Here is a 15,042-nt window from a genome sequence, read left to right as displayed (position 1 = left end):
CTCTCCCTTTTTTACTTCTTAGTCATCCCTTTAAAGGCGAATGCGATGTTTGAGGGGCGTTCGGCGAGCCGTCTCATGAAATAACCGTACCAGTCATCCCCGTAAGGCAGGTAGACTCTCATGCGGTATCCTTCTTCCACCAAGCTGAGCTGGGTTTGCGAGCGCATGCCGTACAGCATCTGAAACTCAAAACGGTCGTTTGGAATGCCGTGCTCTTTGGCAAGCTGTTTTGTAAACTCGATCATTTTGTCATCATGCGTGGCAACTGCCGTATAATGTCCTTTTAAAAGCTGTTTGCGGATGAGTCTTTTATAATTTTCATCGACGTCGCTTTTTTCAGGATAGGCCACCTTTTCCGATTCTTTATAGGCCCCTTTGACAAGCCGCAGAAACGGATTCAGCGGGCTGAGGTCATCAAGATCCTTTTCCGTTCTGTACAGATAGGCCTGCACCACGGTGCTTACATATTCATACCGGCTCCGGAAGTCTTTAAAGATATCCAGCGTCTTCTGGCATCTCGTTTCATCTTCCATGTCAATCGTCACCATGACTTTATGTTTTTCAGCTGTCTGGAGGATTTTCGTCATATTTTCATAGACGAGATCGAGATCTATATCAAGACCTAAAGACGTCATTTTTAATGACACTTGGGAATTCAGCTGTTCATCAGCGATTAAGGCGATGGTCTGCATGCACTCCTCGGTGCGTTCTTTCGCGACATCACCGCTGTTGACAAATTCCCCCAAATGATCGACAGTAACTGACAGCCCCTGGCTGTTCAAATGTCGGATTGTCGGGATAGAACTGCGGAAATCCATTCCTCCGATGATTTTGCCGGCTGCCACACGGCTTCCCCAGCTTCGCGCCATCTTATTGAGAAAGCTGCTCTTGGATAAAAATAAGAAAAAATCTCTTGTAATCACTTCCAACCTTAACACCCCGCAATCTAAGAAGTATTTGTATGAGTCTATTGTAAATGGACAAAACATCCTCTCACAATATTCTAAAAATACAAAGATTCTGATAAATTTTTGTGGTTTTACCACAATCATCTTCTTAGATAGCAGGCGGATTATGCCGAAAAAAGGCGGACGGAAATGACGGCAATCGTCAATTTCCGCCTTTTTCCCCCCACGCCTCTTCGACGGTCTGAATCAATAGCCGATTCAGTTCCTCCGTTATGTCAGGTTTCGGCGTTTTGATCGTTTTGACATAGTGCCCGATGCGTTCTATTTCTTCTTCTATAAATGCATGAATGATCGTATTTCTGGGTTCCGGAGCCAGCTCCTGACCGCTTTTTTTCCTTGTAAGCAGTGTATTGATTTCAGAAATGAGCGCTTCATCCGTCAATAAGGCATCGGCCAGTACGGGAAATGACATCGGCGGTACGGAGCCGAACGTTTCAATCCATCTGCAGGCAAGGAGAGGACGCAGAACATAAAAATACTTTTTAATCTTTACTTCACTGCCCCGCAATTCCGTTTTTTCATTCCGTTTTGCCATATTGAGATAATGATAGATGCCGGCTTCAGGCGAAAAGGCGCGGATTTTTAGTTTTCGAAGCTTTTCAGCCGCTGAGAAAGCTTCATAATAGATCATCTCAGAAGAGAGCCATTCCAAAAGAGGCGGATTTGATTTTTTAAAAAGCCTAAGCGCTTTTCTCAGTTCCCAGCCGCTGATGTCAAGCATGTCATGAATCGGCTCTTCTATGACATCCCTATGCGGTTCGATCGAAAAGTACCATTCTTTTTTCGGCACATAAAGAAACCGCACATCGTAGTCGCTGTCGCTTGACGGAAACCCCCATGCGCGGCTCCCTGATTCTACGGCGTAAAGCACCTTGACGCCGTGCTGTGCTTCAATTCGTTTTAATTCTTCGATGATCCTTTGTTTCATCTGTATCCGTCCTTTTCCGTGATCATTCCTGAAAAAAGCCCAAGTACTTGGGCTTTTCGCTGTCGTCAGCCTTTCAGATGCGCTTTCAGAAAGGCCAGCTTTTCCGTATGGAAAGAAGGTATGTATTCATGTCCGAAATACCGGTAAACCTTCAATTCTTTTTCCGTTTCCAGATGATTGTACGCGGCAAATACCGTCGACGGCGGAGTCACGCGGTCAATCAGCCCGATGGACATGAGCACCGGAACTTTTACGCGGTCCGCCAGATTCATGATATCAAAATAGGCCAGTGTATTCATCGCGGCCTTCTCCGTTTCAGGGCTGCCGTTCTTTCTGAAAAAGGAGTTAATCTCAAGATACGGCTCATCAAGAGCGACATCAATGGCCCGCTCAAAATTGCTTAAATAAGGATAATCGGCCGCAACCGCTCTCGGAATGTCAGATAGTGCCGCCGCGGCGATTGAAAGTCCGCCTCCCTGGCTCCCGCCGATGACGGCGATCCTCGTTTCATCCACTTCATCAAAGCCGCTGATGACTTCCAAAGCCCGGACGGCGTCTAAGTACACGCCGCGGTAATAATATGTATCTTTATCTAAAATCCCTTTCGTCATCCAGCCGGGCACGTGTCCGTGCGGTGAGACGCTTGTATCTGTGCTGCTGTGCTGGCCGCGGACAAGCATGCCGAACGCGGCATATCCGTGAAGCGCCCAATTTACGATGTCATGTATATCCCCGTCATAGCTCGCGTTATAGCCGTGATATTTCACGATGGCCGGATGCGGTCCTTGCCGGTCGGGAACGGCGTACCATCCTTCAATTTCCGCCTTGCCGAAGCTTCGGTATGTCAGCCGGAATACTTTCACGCCGTCAGCCGGGTAGCTTTCAGCCTTCAATTCAGGCTTTGCCTCTTCCTTTGCAAGCTCATGTAATGATGATGCCCAAAAATCCGAAAAGTCATGAGGAGCGGTTTTATTTGGTTTATAGGTTTGCAGTTGGTCGAGCGGCAAGTCGTATAATTGCATATCCGATTATTCTCCTTTGTTTTATAAGATTTAATTTTCTGACTCTATCTTAACACGATTTTACACTCATTTTCTAAACATTTTAATAAACGTTTGTTTAAAAACAAAAAAGCCGTGCGCTCACAGCGTCACGGCTCTTTTTACATCGGCTGATACAGGTCCCAGCCGATTTTTAACGTTTCTACGATATAATCGGCTATTTCTTCTGGTTCCAGATTATCCGTCGCCACTTTTGAATTATGTTTATCATAGATGCTTTGGCGCTCGTTAAAGAGCTGCTGCATTTCATCCATGGAACGGTTATGCAGAACGGGACGGCTTTCAATCAGCAGATCAGCCCGCTGCTTCCAATTCTCCCATGATAAATCAAGATGGAGCACGAGACAGTTTTCAAGGCAGCACTGTCTGATTTCCTCTTGTTTAAACGAACCGCCCCCAAGCGACACGATCTTGAATTTCGTATTGCGGCAGATATCTAATATATAGTCCTTTTCAGTCTGACGGAAAAAGGCCTCACCTTTTTTCTCAAACATTTCAGGGATGGACATATTGAAATCTTTCTCAATCTGCAGATCAATATCAATAAAGTCTCTGTATAGTTTCTTAGCGACCAGCTGGCCGATTGTTGTCTTTCCGACACCCATGAATCCGATCAGTACGATATTTCTTTCTCTTACGGGAATGGCACGTTTTGCGTTCATCTTCGGCGAAATCCTCCTAAGAAATGAAAAAGTTATGTTTATTATATGATAACTCAATATTGAAATATAGAGATAATGCAATGAAAGAAAACCCATCCTTTATAAGAAGAGATGAGTTTTTCTTTCTATCGGAGCTTAATGCGTTCCACCTTTCCGACAATGAAAATATAAGAAAATGCCCCGATAAATGCGACAGCGCCGACAAACAGAATCGCTCCGTTATAAGAACCGGTCGCAGAAACGATAAACCCGATGATAAGCGGGGTGATAATACCGGCCATATTGGCGAAAAAGCTAAAGACGCCCCCTGCCAATCCGATTGTTTCGCTTGGCGCGACCTCACTCAGCATCGTCCAGGATATGTTGGACATGCCCTGCGCAAAAGAAGCAATGGATAAGATCGTCAAAACCGCGGGAGCAGAATCCGTAACATTCGCGAGCACGATGGAGCCTGTCAGCAGAAGACCGAGGATGACGGGCGTTTTCCGGGCAACGTTCACCGACACCCCCCGTTTCATCATGCCGTCAGACCAAAATCCGCCGAACAATACGCCGAAAAAAGCGGCGATATACGGGATTGATGCGGCGAAGCCGACTTTTAAGAAAGCCATGTGCTTTGCCTCCGCCAGATAAGTCGGAAACCATGTCAAAAAGAAGAACAGCGTGGAGGCTACGGCGAATTGGCCGATATACAATCCGACAAGCTTGCGGTATTTTAGAAGCTGGACGAAATCCGCCCACGATATCCTGCCGGCTGCATCAGACACCTCAGTCAGTCCGCCGCCTTCTTTAATATAATCAAGCTCCTCACGATTCACTTTCCGATACCCGTTCGGCTCGTGATACATTTTAAACCAGAAAACGGAGAAAACAATTCCGAGCACTCCTGAGGAAATAAATACGGCGCGCCAGTCAAATGCCGTTAACACCCAGAATAAAACCGGTGTGGCAAACGCCAGCCCGACATATTCCCCCGCCGTATAAACACCCGTCGCAAAGGCGCGTTCCCGCCTTGGAAACCATGTCGTGACAATCCGGTTGTTTGCCGGAAACGCCGGCGATTCAGCTATGCCGATGAGCAGGCGGCAGCCGAATAGAAACCCGAAACTTGTCGCAAAAGCTTGTACTCCGGTAAAAACCGACCACACAAATAAAGAAATTCCGTATGTCCGTTTTGACCCGAATTTATCCAAAATGAGCCCGCCTGGAATCTGCATCCCCGTATAGGTCCAGCTGAACGCAGAAAAAACGATGCCCAAAAGCGCGGGGCTTAGGTTCAGCGAATGTTGAATGGATGGGCCGACAATAGATACACTGGCTCGGTCTATATAATTAATCGCAGTGATAAAAAACAAAAGAACCAATATCACATAACGAGCGCGAGTCGGTTTATTGCGGACGGGACTGAAGGCCCTCAGCTCCGTTTCTTTTTTCAATGGCTTCTCCCCCCTTACTCGAATGAAATTAATTGTACAACACTTCGGTTAATTATTTAATACTTTGACGCAAAAAAGCGTTAAACAATTTGTGTGCCGCACTGACCTGATGCAGACACACCCCGCTTATAAAAAGTGTCTGCCCTTTTCACCTGTTTATCCGTATCGCACCCGGGGAAAAAGTACACATATGATAGACAGTTACGGGAGGATTATCGATGAAACTGAGTTTTTGCACGACAGGATTTAAGAAAAAGCATATTTTCGACATCATTTCTTTCGCGAAGGAGCACTCCTTTGAGGGAATCGAACTGTGGTACGGACACGCTAAACAATATATAGAGGAAATCGGCCCGCTCGACAGGCTTTATCAGCAGCTTCAGGAGGAAAGCATCGGGGTGCCTGCCGTCAGTTTGTACACTGACTTCGCCACTCAGGATGAAAGGCAGGCGTTAAAGGATGTTCAAAGGGCATTAAGCGCGGCACGACAGCTGCACAGTCCCTTGATCAGAGTCTTTGCCGGCAATCTTCCTTCGCACCGGACGTCACCGGAAAAGTGGCAACGTGCGGTTGATCAATTTCAGCAGGCGGCACGGCTCGCAGATGACTATGAAGTCGATATCGGGCTTGAGATTCATTACGATACGTACGCGGATACACCGGAGGCGGCGCTGGCATTTTTGGAGGATGTCGGACATCCGCGGGTCCGCACCATTTTTGACGGCTCCAACCTACACGTCAATCACGTTGACCAAATGTCCGCTTTGGAAAAACTGTATCATACCGTCAGCCACATTCATCTGAAAAACTATCACTGGAATTTTGACAACTGGTATCTCAGCAAGCCAACTCCGATTTTTCAAGGAGATCTCGATCAAAAAGCATTTTTAAAAGAGCTGATGAACAGACAATATGACGGTTTTGTTTCTCTTGAGTATTTTGGAGAACATGCCTTTACGCATATAAAGGAATCGCTCCGCCAATATACGTCTGTTTTTTCCCGCTGACTCTTCGATCGAAGGGTCTTTTTTTGTATCATATAGAAAAAGGGGGATATCATGATGATCATTTGGATAAATGGGGCTTTCGGTTCCGGAAAAACACAAACAGCGTTTGAACTGCACAGAAGACTGAAACCGTCTTACGTATATGATCCTGAAAAGATGGGGTTTGCGATGCGTTCGATGATACCGCCCGATATCGCTGAAGATGACTTTCAAAGCTACCCTCTGTGGCGGGAATTCAATTACAGCATGCTTTCCTATTTGTCAGATACATATCAGGGCATCATCATTGTGCCCATGACCATTACGAACGATCAATACTTCCATGACATTATCAGCAGGCTGAGACAGGATGGCCGGACCATTCACCACTTTACCCTGCTGGCTTCAAAGGAAACATTGCTGAAACGCCTGCGCACCAGAGCGGAAGGAAAAAACTCCTGGGCCGCAAAACAAATCGACCGCTGCATCAACAGCCTGTCTGATAGCCTCTTCACAGAACATCTCCATACAGACCAAATGTCTATTCAGCAGGTCGCAGAAACGATCGCTGCCCAAGCAAATCTGCCTCTTGAGCCTGATTCGAGAGGAAGCCTTCGAAGATTCACCGACAGATTGATGGTGAAGCTGAATCATATCCGTATCAAATAAAAAAACGTTTTGAAAACATGTCCCTGATCCATGCAAATGGATCAATAAATAAAAAGCCCCTCTGAAGGGATGTTTTTTCAAATTAAGAAAAAAATTTTAGAAATACAGAAGGAATTTTATGGATAATAATCTAATTATTAACACTGTAACACATTTCATTTGAAAAGGGAGTGCTCGAAATGAAATTCAAAAAAGTGTTAACCGGTTCTGCGCTGTCTCTTGCCTTACTGATGTCTGCCGCTCCTGCCTTTGCCGCATCACCAACAGCATCCGCATCCGCGGAAAATAGCCCAATCTCAACGAAAGCAGATGCCGGCATTAATGCCATCAAACTCGTTCAAAGCCCTAACGGCAACTTCGCTGCTTCTTTCGTTTTAGATGGAACAACGTGGATTTTCAAAAGCAAATACTATGACAGCAGCAAAGGGTATTGGGTAGGGATTTATGAAAGTGTAGATAAATAAAAATGAGATAAACAAAAAACCTCCCTTTCAAAAGGGAGGTTTTTTTCATTCTATTTCCACCAATCATCAAACATTGATGCCGGCACCTGGCGCTTATGCTCCGTACTGAGATAGCGTTTTTCCAGCGCCTCAATCACTTCGGAAGAAACGTCCTTGCCTTCTAAATAATCATCAATGTCATTGTATGTGATGCCGAGTTCGGTCTCATCAGTCTGCTGCGGTTTTTCATCAAGCAGATCGGCCGTCGGTAATTTCAAATACAGGCGTTCCGGCGCGCCGAGCTCTTCTAATAAACGTCTGCCCTGGCGTTTCGTTAATCCGGTCAGCGGCAGCAGATCAGCTCCGCCGTCACCGTATTTCGTGAAGAAACCAGTCACCGCCTCGGCCGCATGGTCGGTTCCGATGACAAGCAGCCCCTCTTGTCCGCCGATGGCATATTGAGCGATCATTCTCATTCTGGCCTTTACATTTCCTTTGTTAAAGTCAGACAGCTGATCTCCCGTGTCTTTTTTGTACTGATCAGTGAACGCGCTGACAGCGGACTTAATATCAAATGTCCAAGATTTATCAGGCTTAATGAATTTGAGCGCCATTTGGGCGTCATCCTCATCCTGCTGTGTGCCGTGCGGAAGGCGGACGGCGATAAATTCCGCATTTCCGCCTTCTTCTCTGATGCTCTCAGCCGCCAATTGGGCGAGGCGTCCCGCAAGCGTGGAATCCTGCCCCCCGCTGATGCCGAGCACAAAGCCTTTGGCACCTGTTTTTTTCAAATATTGTTTCAGAAAGTTCACTCTGTCCTCAATTTCTTGTTTCGGATCAATTGAGGGCTTTACATGGAGATCATTCATAATTTGTTTCTGGATGCTCATCCCAATCACTCCTCCTGCATTGTTTCTTTATGATCCATTTCCCGTTCATGCTGAAAATGAATCATGCCACTATGTACGACTCTCTGTTAAATATAGCACAGGTGCAGATTTTAAGTGAATCAAATACACCGGGATCAGCTGATTTCCACCCGCAGCGCCGTGATGCTGTCTCCGTTGCATTTTCCTTTTTCAATCGGACAGGATGAAAACGCCACGACGAGATCCATTTCCGCACGGAGCCGTACATAATCACCCGCGTCAGAAAGAGGCGTTTCGACTGATAAGTTCCCCTTCTCATCGAGCACCGTGTTCATAAAGATGGCAAATGGGTAATGCATATGCGGCCGCGGCACCCCGAACGGTTCAAGCGCCCCGCTCATATTGTCATAGCACGTATCCTGGAGCTCGTCTTTATGCTTTCCGTATAAAAGCCTGTTCATATCCGGACGGCAGGCGGGAAGCAGCAGGTCATGCTTGCCGACTGTATCCTCAATCAGCGTCAGCATCGGCTTGTATAAATTCGAATAAATATGATCACCCGTTTTTACATGAATGGACTGGTTGGCATCAATCGTCGCGCCCTGATCAAGATGCTCATAGAAGTCCTTGGCATGATACGCCGTAAAATCAGCCACCTGCTGCCCTTCCACATCGACTACTTTTATAATCTGCCCTTTGTGAACCTTCAGGCCGAGCCCTTTTTTCGGCGGTACAATAAATTGCTGTGTCATCAGACTGCTCCTTTTTTTCTTCTATTATGAACTTCGGCCGTTTGTTTCATGTAAAGCAATTTATTGGATGTATATTCCCCTTCTGACGGCCGCAATCTAAGCTTTGATAAAGGGGTTGAACTTCATGGGTAAATCACAGGACCAGCCTAAAGGAAATCTCGCTTGGTGGCAGCTCTCCTTAATCGGCGTCGGCTGCACAATCGGGACGGGCTTTTTTCTCGGGTCCAGCATCGCTATTGTCAAAAGCGGATATTCCGCGCTGATCTCATTTCTTATTGCCGGGCTTGGCACCTATTTTGTCTTTGAGCAGCTCGCGAAGCTTTCGGCCAAACAGCCCGAAAAGGGGTCTTTTTGCGCTTATGCGAGAAAGGCTTTCGGCACTTGGGCCGGTTTCAGCAACGGATGGGTGTACTGGTCGTCCGAGATGCTGATCACTGGAAGCCAGCTGACAGCGATCTCGCTGTTTACAAAGCATTGGTTTCCGAATGTGCCGCTGTGGATTTTCGCCTCCATCTATGCGGTGCTCGGTCTTTTGATTATATTTACGGGGCTGTCCGTTTTTCAAAAAACGGAAAATGTGCTCGCTGTTGTCAAGACAGCGGCGATTTTTATGTTTATCGTGATCGCCATATTGGCGCTGTGCGGTATATTTTCTCATAAACCGGATGTGCAGGTGCCGAACGAATCAAAGGATTTGTTCCCGCACGGAGCGATGGGGTTATGGACGGGATTGATTTATGCGTTTTACGCCTTCGGAGGAATTGAAGTCTTGGGGCTGATGACCGTGCATTTGAAAAAGCCGGAGGAAGCCTCAAAGTCAGGCCGGCTGATGCTTGCCGTTCTTGCGGTGATTTACGTCATTTCTCTCGGCCTGGCGCTGCTGTTAGTGCCGCTGGGCAAATTCACCGAACAGGACAGCCCGTTTATTACATCGCTGAAGGGTTTTCATTTAGATATCATTCTTGATATTTTTAACGGGATTTTTATTATTGCGGGATTTTCCACGCTCGTCGCCTCGCTGTTTGCCGTGACGACATTGCTTTGTACGATGGCAGATGACGGAGATGCGCCGAAATGCTTCAGATTAAAGGAAAACAAAAAAATCTGCTGGCCTGCGCTCGGATTGACGTTTGCCGGACTCATCGTCTCCATCATCCTGTCATTGGTGCTGCCGAAAAATATATATGAACACATGACAACCGCGGCGGGCCTGATGCTTCTTTATACGTGGCTGTTCATTTTGTTCTCGGGCAAGAAACTGCTCGAAACGACAAAGATGGGAACCGTACAGATTGTTATCGCCCTTGTGCTGATTGTCGCGGCCGTCTCCGGGACGCTGTTTGAGAAATCGAGCCGGCCCGGTTTTCTGGTCAGCCTTTGTTTTCTCGCCGTCATTGCGATCGTGACATGGATCGTACAAAAAAAGCAGGGACACAGCCCTGCCGGATCATAGCTTATTTCGTCGGTTTAAACAGCCTCTTTAAATAAGAAAAGGGACACTTTGACACTTCCGTCTCATCATCACGGAGGAAATATTGCTTCCATTCTAAATTGTCTTTTCCTCCGTACCACCCCAATCGGGGATGAAGAGGGGCTTCGTCATATGCCTCTAAACGTTTTCTGATCAGCCGGCTCATGTTTCGTCCGAACGCGGTTGAATCGTTTAATCCTTCGAAAACCCATCTCGGCTGAAACGCCAGCATAAAAAACGGGAAGCTTCTGCTTTGTCTCGCTTCATGCGCAGGCGTCGCGCACAGAATAAAATACGGCTCGCCGTCAAAGCAGAACTCCCATTTATAATGTTCAGGGTCTTCCGGCATGTCTTCCGGCCAGTCTTTCGGGTCGCAGCCGCTCAGCCGGTTTAAAAAAGACCAGAACAGCTCTTCATACGCCTCAACGGAATAATGCTCAGCTAAATCCTCAGGCGTATCAAAAATCACAAGCAGCGACGCGTATCTTCCGGTATTCCTTGAGATCTTTCCGTACTCGGACAGCAGCATCCCCACTTCCTCCGGGGTTCCCTCTTCGCGAGGATCACCCGCAAAGGATATCCGGAGCTGATCTGTCAAAAATCCCTGACGTCCCGGAATGCACGGAAACGTATCCGCTTTATCACCTATTGTTTCTGATAGAAGCTCAAAAGCGACTCTCTGCCAATTTGGCAGATCCAACAACTTTTCCTCAAGGCAACTTTTTGTGTACAGCTCGCTTGCCATCAGCCCACCTCCAGTATCGTCATGATACGTTATGATGAAGATAGGCGATGGGTGACTCTTCTATTTATGAGATGAGCATTTGAATCCCCTGCCATCCGAAATAAAACCCGAAAACGATCAAAGACACACCCGCCGCTCCCGTCAGCCAGCGGAGCGCTTTTTCATGAAGGAGATTTCTGAAAGTGCTCGCGGCGACCGCCATGCAGAAATCCCAGATCAAAATGCCGAGAAGAATGCCGGAGCTGTAAATCAAAAGCTGATTTGCATCGAAGGATTCAGCGGTTTTAGCGAGGATGCTGCCGTATATGCCGAGCCAGAATAAAATGCTCAGCGGATTGGAAAGAGAAATAAAAAATCCCGCGCCGAATGTTTTGTAAAAAGCCGGTTTTCCTTTTCCGCTTCTGACATTCATGGCTTCCCTTATATTTTTTAGCGTTTCGACTCCCGTATAGGTCAGCACGAAAAAACCGAAGAGCCACAAAAACGTTTTTACAAAAGGAGCGGTCAAAAATTGAGACAGCCCGAAATAGATCAGAATCATATACAGCCCGTCCGCGGCCATGGCGCCAAGACCGAAAATCCATGCATGCCAAAAGCCGTTTTTGATGCCTTTGTCAATTTGCGCCGCATTGACCGGTCCGACAGGTGCTGACAATGACAGCCCGAGAACGATGTAGCTTAAAAAGATGTTCATTGGCTTCCCCCTCATTCATGCAACTTGTACAAGTTATTCATGAATGGGCCGTGCTATGATATATTATTTTAATTTCTCAAGCTCGTCTTCCATCATGTCCGTCGCTTTTCCTAAAAAATCGAATATCAGCCGCAGTTCTTCTTCTTTATATTGCCGGCAAAGGCTGATCGTAGACTGGGATAAGGAGCTGAACAATTGCTTCACATTCGCCTTTCCGGCTGTCAGCGGCACGATGATCACCCGACGTTTGTCTTCGGGGTCTTTTTTCCTCATGACATATCCCGCTTTTTCGAGCCGGTCAATGAGCGCCGTTACCGAACCTGTGCTGAGACCGGTTTTTTTCCCAAGCTCGCCTGCGGTCATCGGGCCTGCTTCATTTAAGATATCAGCTGATTTTAAATCGGTCGGAAACAGACCGAGAGATTGAGCGGCCGCCTGATGAAAAAGGATCGTCCTTGTGGCCATCTTTCGGAATAACTGTATCGCGGTTTCCTCCGTCTCGCTTCTGGTATTTCTTGTTGACAACTGACAGGCCTCCCTATAAAATCAATTTATCTTGACGATCAAGATAATTTTCGGCAAATCTAATATGATCATAGCAAATTTAATGATCAAAAGTAAGTATGGGAGGAAAAAGCATGGAACAAACAGCCGCGAAGGACGCCTCGACGAAGTTTGTCGTCATCGGTCTTTTGCTGGGCATTTTAATGTCGGCTATGGATAATACAATCGTTGCCACTGCGATGGGAAATATCGTGGCGGACCTCGGAAGTTTCGATAAGTTCGCGTGGGTGACGGCATCATACATGGTAGCCGTTATGGCCGGTATGCCGATTTACGGAAAACTGTCCGATATGTACGGACGCAAACGTTTCTTTTTATTCGGTCTTATTCTTTTCTTAATCGGATCCGCATTATGCGGAATCGCCCAAACAATGGATCAGCTCATTATTTACCGCGTCATTCAGGGAATCGGCGGAGGCGCGCTGATGCCGATCGCCTTCACGATCATTTTTGATTTATTTCCGCCGGAAAAACGCGGAAAAATGTCGGGCATGTTCGGTGCCGTTTTCGGCCTGTCCAGCGTTCTCGGGCCGCTTTTAGGCGCGCTCATTACCGACTCCATCAGCTGGCATTGGGTGTTTTACATCAACGTGCCGATCGGTATTTTATCATTGTTTTTCATTCTTCGTTATTATAAAGAATCCCTTGAACACAAGAAGCAGAAAATCGACTGGGCCGGCGCAATCACGCTGGTGGTTTCCATTGTCGGTCTGATGTTCGCTCTTGAGCTCGGCGGAAAAACGTATGATTGGAACTCCGTGCAGATCATCGGTCTGTTCGCTGTGTTCGCCGTGTTCTTTATCGCCTTTTTTATTGTGGAAAGAAAAGCGGAAGAACCGATTATCTCATTTTGGATGTTTAAAAACCGTTTATTTGCTACGGCACAGATTCTGGCGTTCCTTTACGGAGCCACGTTCGTCATTTTAGCGGTGTTTATCCCGATCTTCGTTCAGGCTGTGTACGGAAGCACCGCGACAAGCGCGGGCTTTATTTTGACGCCGATGATGATCGGTTCTGTTATCGGAAGTATGATCGGCGGAATTTTCCAGACGAAAGTGCGGTTCCGCACTTTAATGCTGATTTCCGTGGTCGCTTTCTTTATCGGAATGCTGCTGCTTTCCAATATGACACCGGATACGGCGCGTACGATGCTGACGGTATTCATGCTGATCTCAGGATTCGGCGTCGGCTTCAACTTCTCACTGCTGCCGGCTGCGTCCATGAACGATCTGGAGCCGCGTTACCGCGGAAGCGCCAACTCAACAAACTCGTTTTTGAGATCATTCGGTATGACGCTCGGTGTGACGATTTTCGGAACCATCCAGACGAATGTGTTTACCAACAAGCTCACAGATTCATTCAGCGGCATGAAAGGAGCGGGCGGCGCGATGCAGAACATCGGAAATCCGCAGGAGATTTTCCAGGCCGGCACGCGCGCTCATATTCCGCCGCACATTCTGGATCGCATTATTGACGCCATGTCGCAAAGCATCACATATGTATTTACGCTTGCGCTGGCGCCGATCGTCATTGCGGCCGTTACCATTTTGTTTATGGGAAAAGCGAGAGTAAAAACCTCTCAGGAAATGGTGAAAAAAGCGAATTAAAAAAAGCAGTACATGGCGTTTGCCATGTACTGCTTTTTTGTTTACTCTGCGAAATGCGGAGCGAGAATATCTTTCAGCACGTTTGCGCTGCGGCTGAATTGAGCCTGTTCTGTTTCATTCAGCTCAAGTTCCGTCACACCTGCAATGCCGTTCCGATTGACGACGGCCGGAACGCCGATAAAGACGTCGTTTACACCGTATTGGCCGTCCAGATATGTGCTGACGGTTAAAATGCTGTTTTCATTACGCAAAATCGCTTTTGTGATGCGGGCGAGGCTCATCGCCACTCCGTAATATGTCGCGCCTTTTTTCTCGATAATATGATAGGCTGCGTTTTTCACATCGTCAACGATCTGATCCAGCTCGTCCTGTTTGTAAGCTGCATGTTTCTCCAGCAATTGCTGCACCGGCACTCCGCCGATATTGGCGTGACTCCATACAGGGAGCTCGGTATCGCCGTGCTCGCCGATAATGTGGGCGTGTACGTTTTGCGGAGCGGCTCCGAAGTATTCACTCAGCATATAACGGAATCGCGCAGAATCCAGTGTCGTGCCGCTGCCGATGACGCGTTCTTTCGGCAGGCCGCTGAATGTCCAAGTCGCATAGGTGAGAATGTCGACCGGGTTTGTGGCAACGAGGAAGATGCCGTCAAATCCGCTTGCCATTACTTCACCGACAATGCTTTTAAAAATGGCGAGATTTTTTTCGACCAGCTCAAGTCTCGTTTCGCCCGGTTTTTGATTGGCCCCTGCACAGATGCACACGATATCGGCATCCTTGCAATCCTCATATGTGCCGTAAGACGTTTTGACCGGATGAGGCGCAAATGCCTTTCCGTGATTTAAATCCATGACATCTCCCATGGCTTTTTCTCTATTTACATCAATGATCACAAGCTCATCTGTGATCCCTTGGTTAATTAACGCAAATGCATAACTGCTTCCAACAAAACCTGCTCCGATTAATGCTACTTTGTTCACTCGTTCGTTCATCATGTATGCTCATCCTCCAGTGTTTCGTGGTGTCTGTTTTATCTTGTGAAGTATTTCACATTTATATTGTGCAATACTTCACAAACTTTTGCAAGAGAAAAGTTTGATTTTTGGACAAAAAAATATCGGTGATGGTTTCCAGATTGTTGACAGCATCCTAAAACGGAACCGTTTTAGGATGCTGTCATCTTTTCA

At 47.1% G+C, this 15,042-nt stretch carries 16 protein-coding genes; 5 read left to right on the top strand and 11 right to left on the bottom strand.

The window, feature by feature from the left end; genetic code table 11:
* Positions 1-11: 11 nt before the first annotated feature.
* From ACKTRM_RS01720 to ACKTRM_RS01700, 5 genes are all read right to left on the bottom strand, one after another.
* Positions 12-923, bottom strand: coding sequence for a proline dehydrogenase family protein (locus ACKTRM_RS01720; protein ID WP_087920787.1), 912 nt, complete (start codon positions 921-923; stop codon positions 12-14).
* A 187-nt stretch (positions 924-1,110) separates the two neighbouring features.
* A complete protein-coding gene (locus tag ACKTRM_RS01715; RefSeq protein WP_011996301.1) occupies positions 1,111-1,896 on the bottom strand; it encodes a nucleotidyltransferase domain-containing protein in 786 nt (261 codons plus the stop codon).
* 65 nt (positions 1,897-1,961) lie between these two features.
* On the bottom strand, positions 1,962-2,918 hold the full coding sequence (gene cah / locus ACKTRM_RS01710) for a cephalosporin C deacetylase (RefSeq protein WP_007409374.1): 957 nt from the start codon (positions 2,916-2,918) through the stop codon (positions 1,962-1,964).
* A 140-nt stretch (positions 2,919-3,058) separates the two neighbouring features.
* On the bottom strand, positions 3,059-3,619 hold the full coding sequence (locus ACKTRM_RS01705; RefSeq protein WP_003156609.1) for a shikimate kinase: 561 nt from the start codon (positions 3,617-3,619) through the stop codon (positions 3,059-3,061).
* Positions 3,620-3,744: 125 nt separating this feature from the next.
* Positions 3,745-5,055, bottom strand: a complete 1,311-nt coding sequence (locus ACKTRM_RS01700; RefSeq protein ID WP_011996300.1) for an MFS transporter — start codon at positions 5,053-5,055, stop codon at positions 3,745-3,747.
* 218 nt (positions 5,056-5,273) lie between these two features.
* On the opposite strand from ACKTRM_RS01700, the gene ACKTRM_RS01695 reads away from it, so the two are divergent.
* From ACKTRM_RS01695 to ACKTRM_RS01685, 3 genes are all read left to right on the top strand, one after another.
* Entirely contained in the window at positions 5,274-6,062 is a 789-nt protein-coding gene (locus ACKTRM_RS01695) for a sugar phosphate isomerase/epimerase family protein (protein WP_011996299.1), read from the top strand.
* A 54-nt stretch (positions 6,063-6,116) separates the two neighbouring features.
* Positions 6,117-6,710, top strand: a complete 594-nt coding sequence (tmrB, locus tag ACKTRM_RS01690; RefSeq protein ID WP_041482175.1) for a tunicamycin resistance ATP-binding TmrB — start codon at positions 6,117-6,119, stop codon at positions 6,708-6,710.
* A 179-nt stretch (positions 6,711-6,889) separates the two neighbouring features.
* Entirely contained in the window at positions 6,890-7,174 is a 285-nt protein-coding gene (locus ACKTRM_RS01685) for an antimicrobial peptide LCI (protein WP_011996297.1), read from the top strand.
* A gap of 50 nt (positions 7,175-7,224) precedes the next feature.
* On the opposite strand, the gene nadE is transcribed toward ACKTRM_RS01685, so the two are convergent.
* Positions 7,225-8,043 (bottom strand): ammonia-dependent NAD(+) synthetase, encoded by an 819-nt coding sequence (gene nadE / locus ACKTRM_RS01680; protein WP_011996296.1) that lies wholly within the window; start codon positions 8,041-8,043, stop codon positions 7,225-7,227.
* Positions 8,044-8,177: 134 nt separating this feature from the next.
* Positions 8,178-8,774, bottom strand: a complete 597-nt coding sequence (locus ACKTRM_RS01675) for a DUF1989 domain-containing protein (RefSeq protein ID WP_011996295.1) — start codon at positions 8,772-8,774, stop codon at positions 8,178-8,180.
* A gap of 124 nt (positions 8,775-8,898) precedes the next feature.
* On the opposite strand from ACKTRM_RS01675, the gene ACKTRM_RS01670 reads away from it, so the two are divergent.
* Complete coding sequence (locus tag ACKTRM_RS01670) at positions 8,899-10,227, top strand: amino acid permease (RefSeq protein ID WP_007409059.1); 1,329 nt, start codon at positions 8,899-8,901, stop codon at positions 10,225-10,227.
* 1 nt (position 10,228) lies between these two features.
* Here ACKTRM_RS01670 and ACKTRM_RS01665 read toward each other — a convergent pair whose 3' ends face one another.
* The 3 genes from ACKTRM_RS01665 to ACKTRM_RS01655 all read right to left on the bottom strand — a co-directional run bounded on the left by ACKTRM_RS01665 (position 10,229) and on the right by ACKTRM_RS01655 (position 12,209).
* The gene (locus ACKTRM_RS01665; RefSeq protein ID WP_011996294.1) at positions 10,229-10,990 is read right to left on the bottom strand and encodes a YqcI/YcgG family protein; all 762 of its coding nucleotides are present in this window, start codon (positions 10,988-10,990) and stop codon (positions 10,229-10,231) included.
* Positions 10,991-11,054: 64 nt separating this feature from the next.
* Positions 11,055-11,684, bottom strand: coding sequence for a LysE family translocator (locus ACKTRM_RS01660; RefSeq protein ID WP_007409057.1), 630 nt, complete (start codon positions 11,682-11,684; stop codon positions 11,055-11,057).
* Between the two features lie 63 nt (positions 11,685-11,747).
* Positions 11,748-12,209, bottom strand: coding sequence for a MarR family transcriptional regulator (locus ACKTRM_RS01655; protein WP_003156626.1), 462 nt, complete (start codon positions 12,207-12,209; stop codon positions 11,748-11,750).
* Between the two features lie 113 nt (positions 12,210-12,322).
* Between ACKTRM_RS01655 and ACKTRM_RS01650 the strand changes: the two genes are divergently transcribed.
* Positions 12,323-13,855: an MDR family MFS transporter gene (locus ACKTRM_RS01650; RefSeq protein WP_011996293.1), complete on the top strand. Its 1,533-nt coding sequence runs from the start codon at positions 12,323-12,325 to the stop codon at positions 13,853-13,855.
* 41 nt (positions 13,856-13,896) lie between these two features.
* Here the strand turns inward: ACKTRM_RS01650 and ACKTRM_RS01645 are convergent, their stop codons facing one another.
* Positions 13,897-14,850: an L-lactate dehydrogenase gene (locus ACKTRM_RS01645; protein WP_011996292.1), complete on the bottom strand. Its 954-nt coding sequence runs from the start codon at positions 14,848-14,850 to the stop codon at positions 13,897-13,899.
* Between the last annotated feature and the right edge of the window lie 192 nt (positions 14,851-15,042).

Source organism: Bacillus sp. D7-8, from assembly GCF_052055895.1.
Lineage (GTDB): Bacteria > Bacillota > Bacilli > Bacillales > Bacillaceae > Bacillus > Bacillus velezensis.
Note: the sequence above shows the minus strand (reverse complement) of the source record. Positions and strands in the feature narration are given on the sequence as shown.

What these genes read in the sequence shown, in the direction of transcription:
- ACKTRM_RS01670 (WP_007409059.1), top strand. Translation starts at nt 8,899, where the DNA reads ATGGGTAAATCACAGGACCAGCCTAAAGGAAATCTCGCTTGGTGGCAG.
- ACKTRM_RS01685 (WP_011996297.1), top strand. Translation starts at nt 6,890, where the DNA reads ATGAAATTCAAAAAAGTGTTAACCGGTTCTGCGCTGTCTCTTGCCTTA.
- ACKTRM_RS01660 (WP_007409057.1), bottom strand. Translation starts at nt 11,684, where the DNA reads ATGAACATCTTTTTAAGCTACATCGTTCTCGGGCTGTCATTGTCAGCA.
- ACKTRM_RS01705 (WP_003156609.1), bottom strand. Translation starts at nt 3,619, where the DNA reads ATGAACGCAAAACGTGCCATTCCCGTAAGAGAAAGAAATATCGTACTG.
- tmrB (WP_041482175.1), top strand. Translation starts at nt 6,117, where the DNA reads ATGATCATTTGGATAAATGGGGCTTTCGGTTCCGGAAAAACACAAACA.
- ACKTRM_RS01695 (WP_011996299.1), top strand. Translation starts at nt 5,274, where the DNA reads ATGAAACTGAGTTTTTGCACGACAGGATTTAAGAAAAAGCATATTTTC.
- ACKTRM_RS01650 (WP_011996293.1), top strand. Translation starts at nt 12,323, where the DNA reads ATGGAACAAACAGCCGCGAAGGACGCCTCGACGAAGTTTGTCGTCATC.
- ACKTRM_RS01715 (WP_011996301.1), bottom strand. Translation starts at nt 1,896, where the DNA reads ATGAAACAAAGGATCATCGAAGAATTAAAACGAATTGAAGCACAGCAC.
- cah (WP_007409374.1), bottom strand. Translation starts at nt 2,918, where the DNA reads ATGCAATTATACGACTTGCCGCTCGACCAACTGCAAACCTATAAACCA.
- ACKTRM_RS01675 (WP_011996295.1), bottom strand. Translation starts at nt 8,774, where the DNA reads ATGACACAGCAATTTATTGTACCGCCGAAAAAAGGGCTCGGCCTGAAG.
- nadE (WP_011996296.1), bottom strand. Translation starts at nt 8,043, where the DNA reads ATGAGCATCCAGAAACAAATTATGAATGATCTCCATGTAAAGCCCTCA.
- ACKTRM_RS01665 (WP_011996294.1), bottom strand. Translation starts at nt 10,990, where the DNA reads ATGGCAAGCGAGCTGTACACAAAAAGTTGCCTTGAGGAAAAGTTGTTG.
- ACKTRM_RS01645 (WP_011996292.1), bottom strand. Translation starts at nt 14,850, where the DNA reads ATGATGAACGAACGAGTGAACAAAGTAGCATTAATCGGAGCAGGTTTT.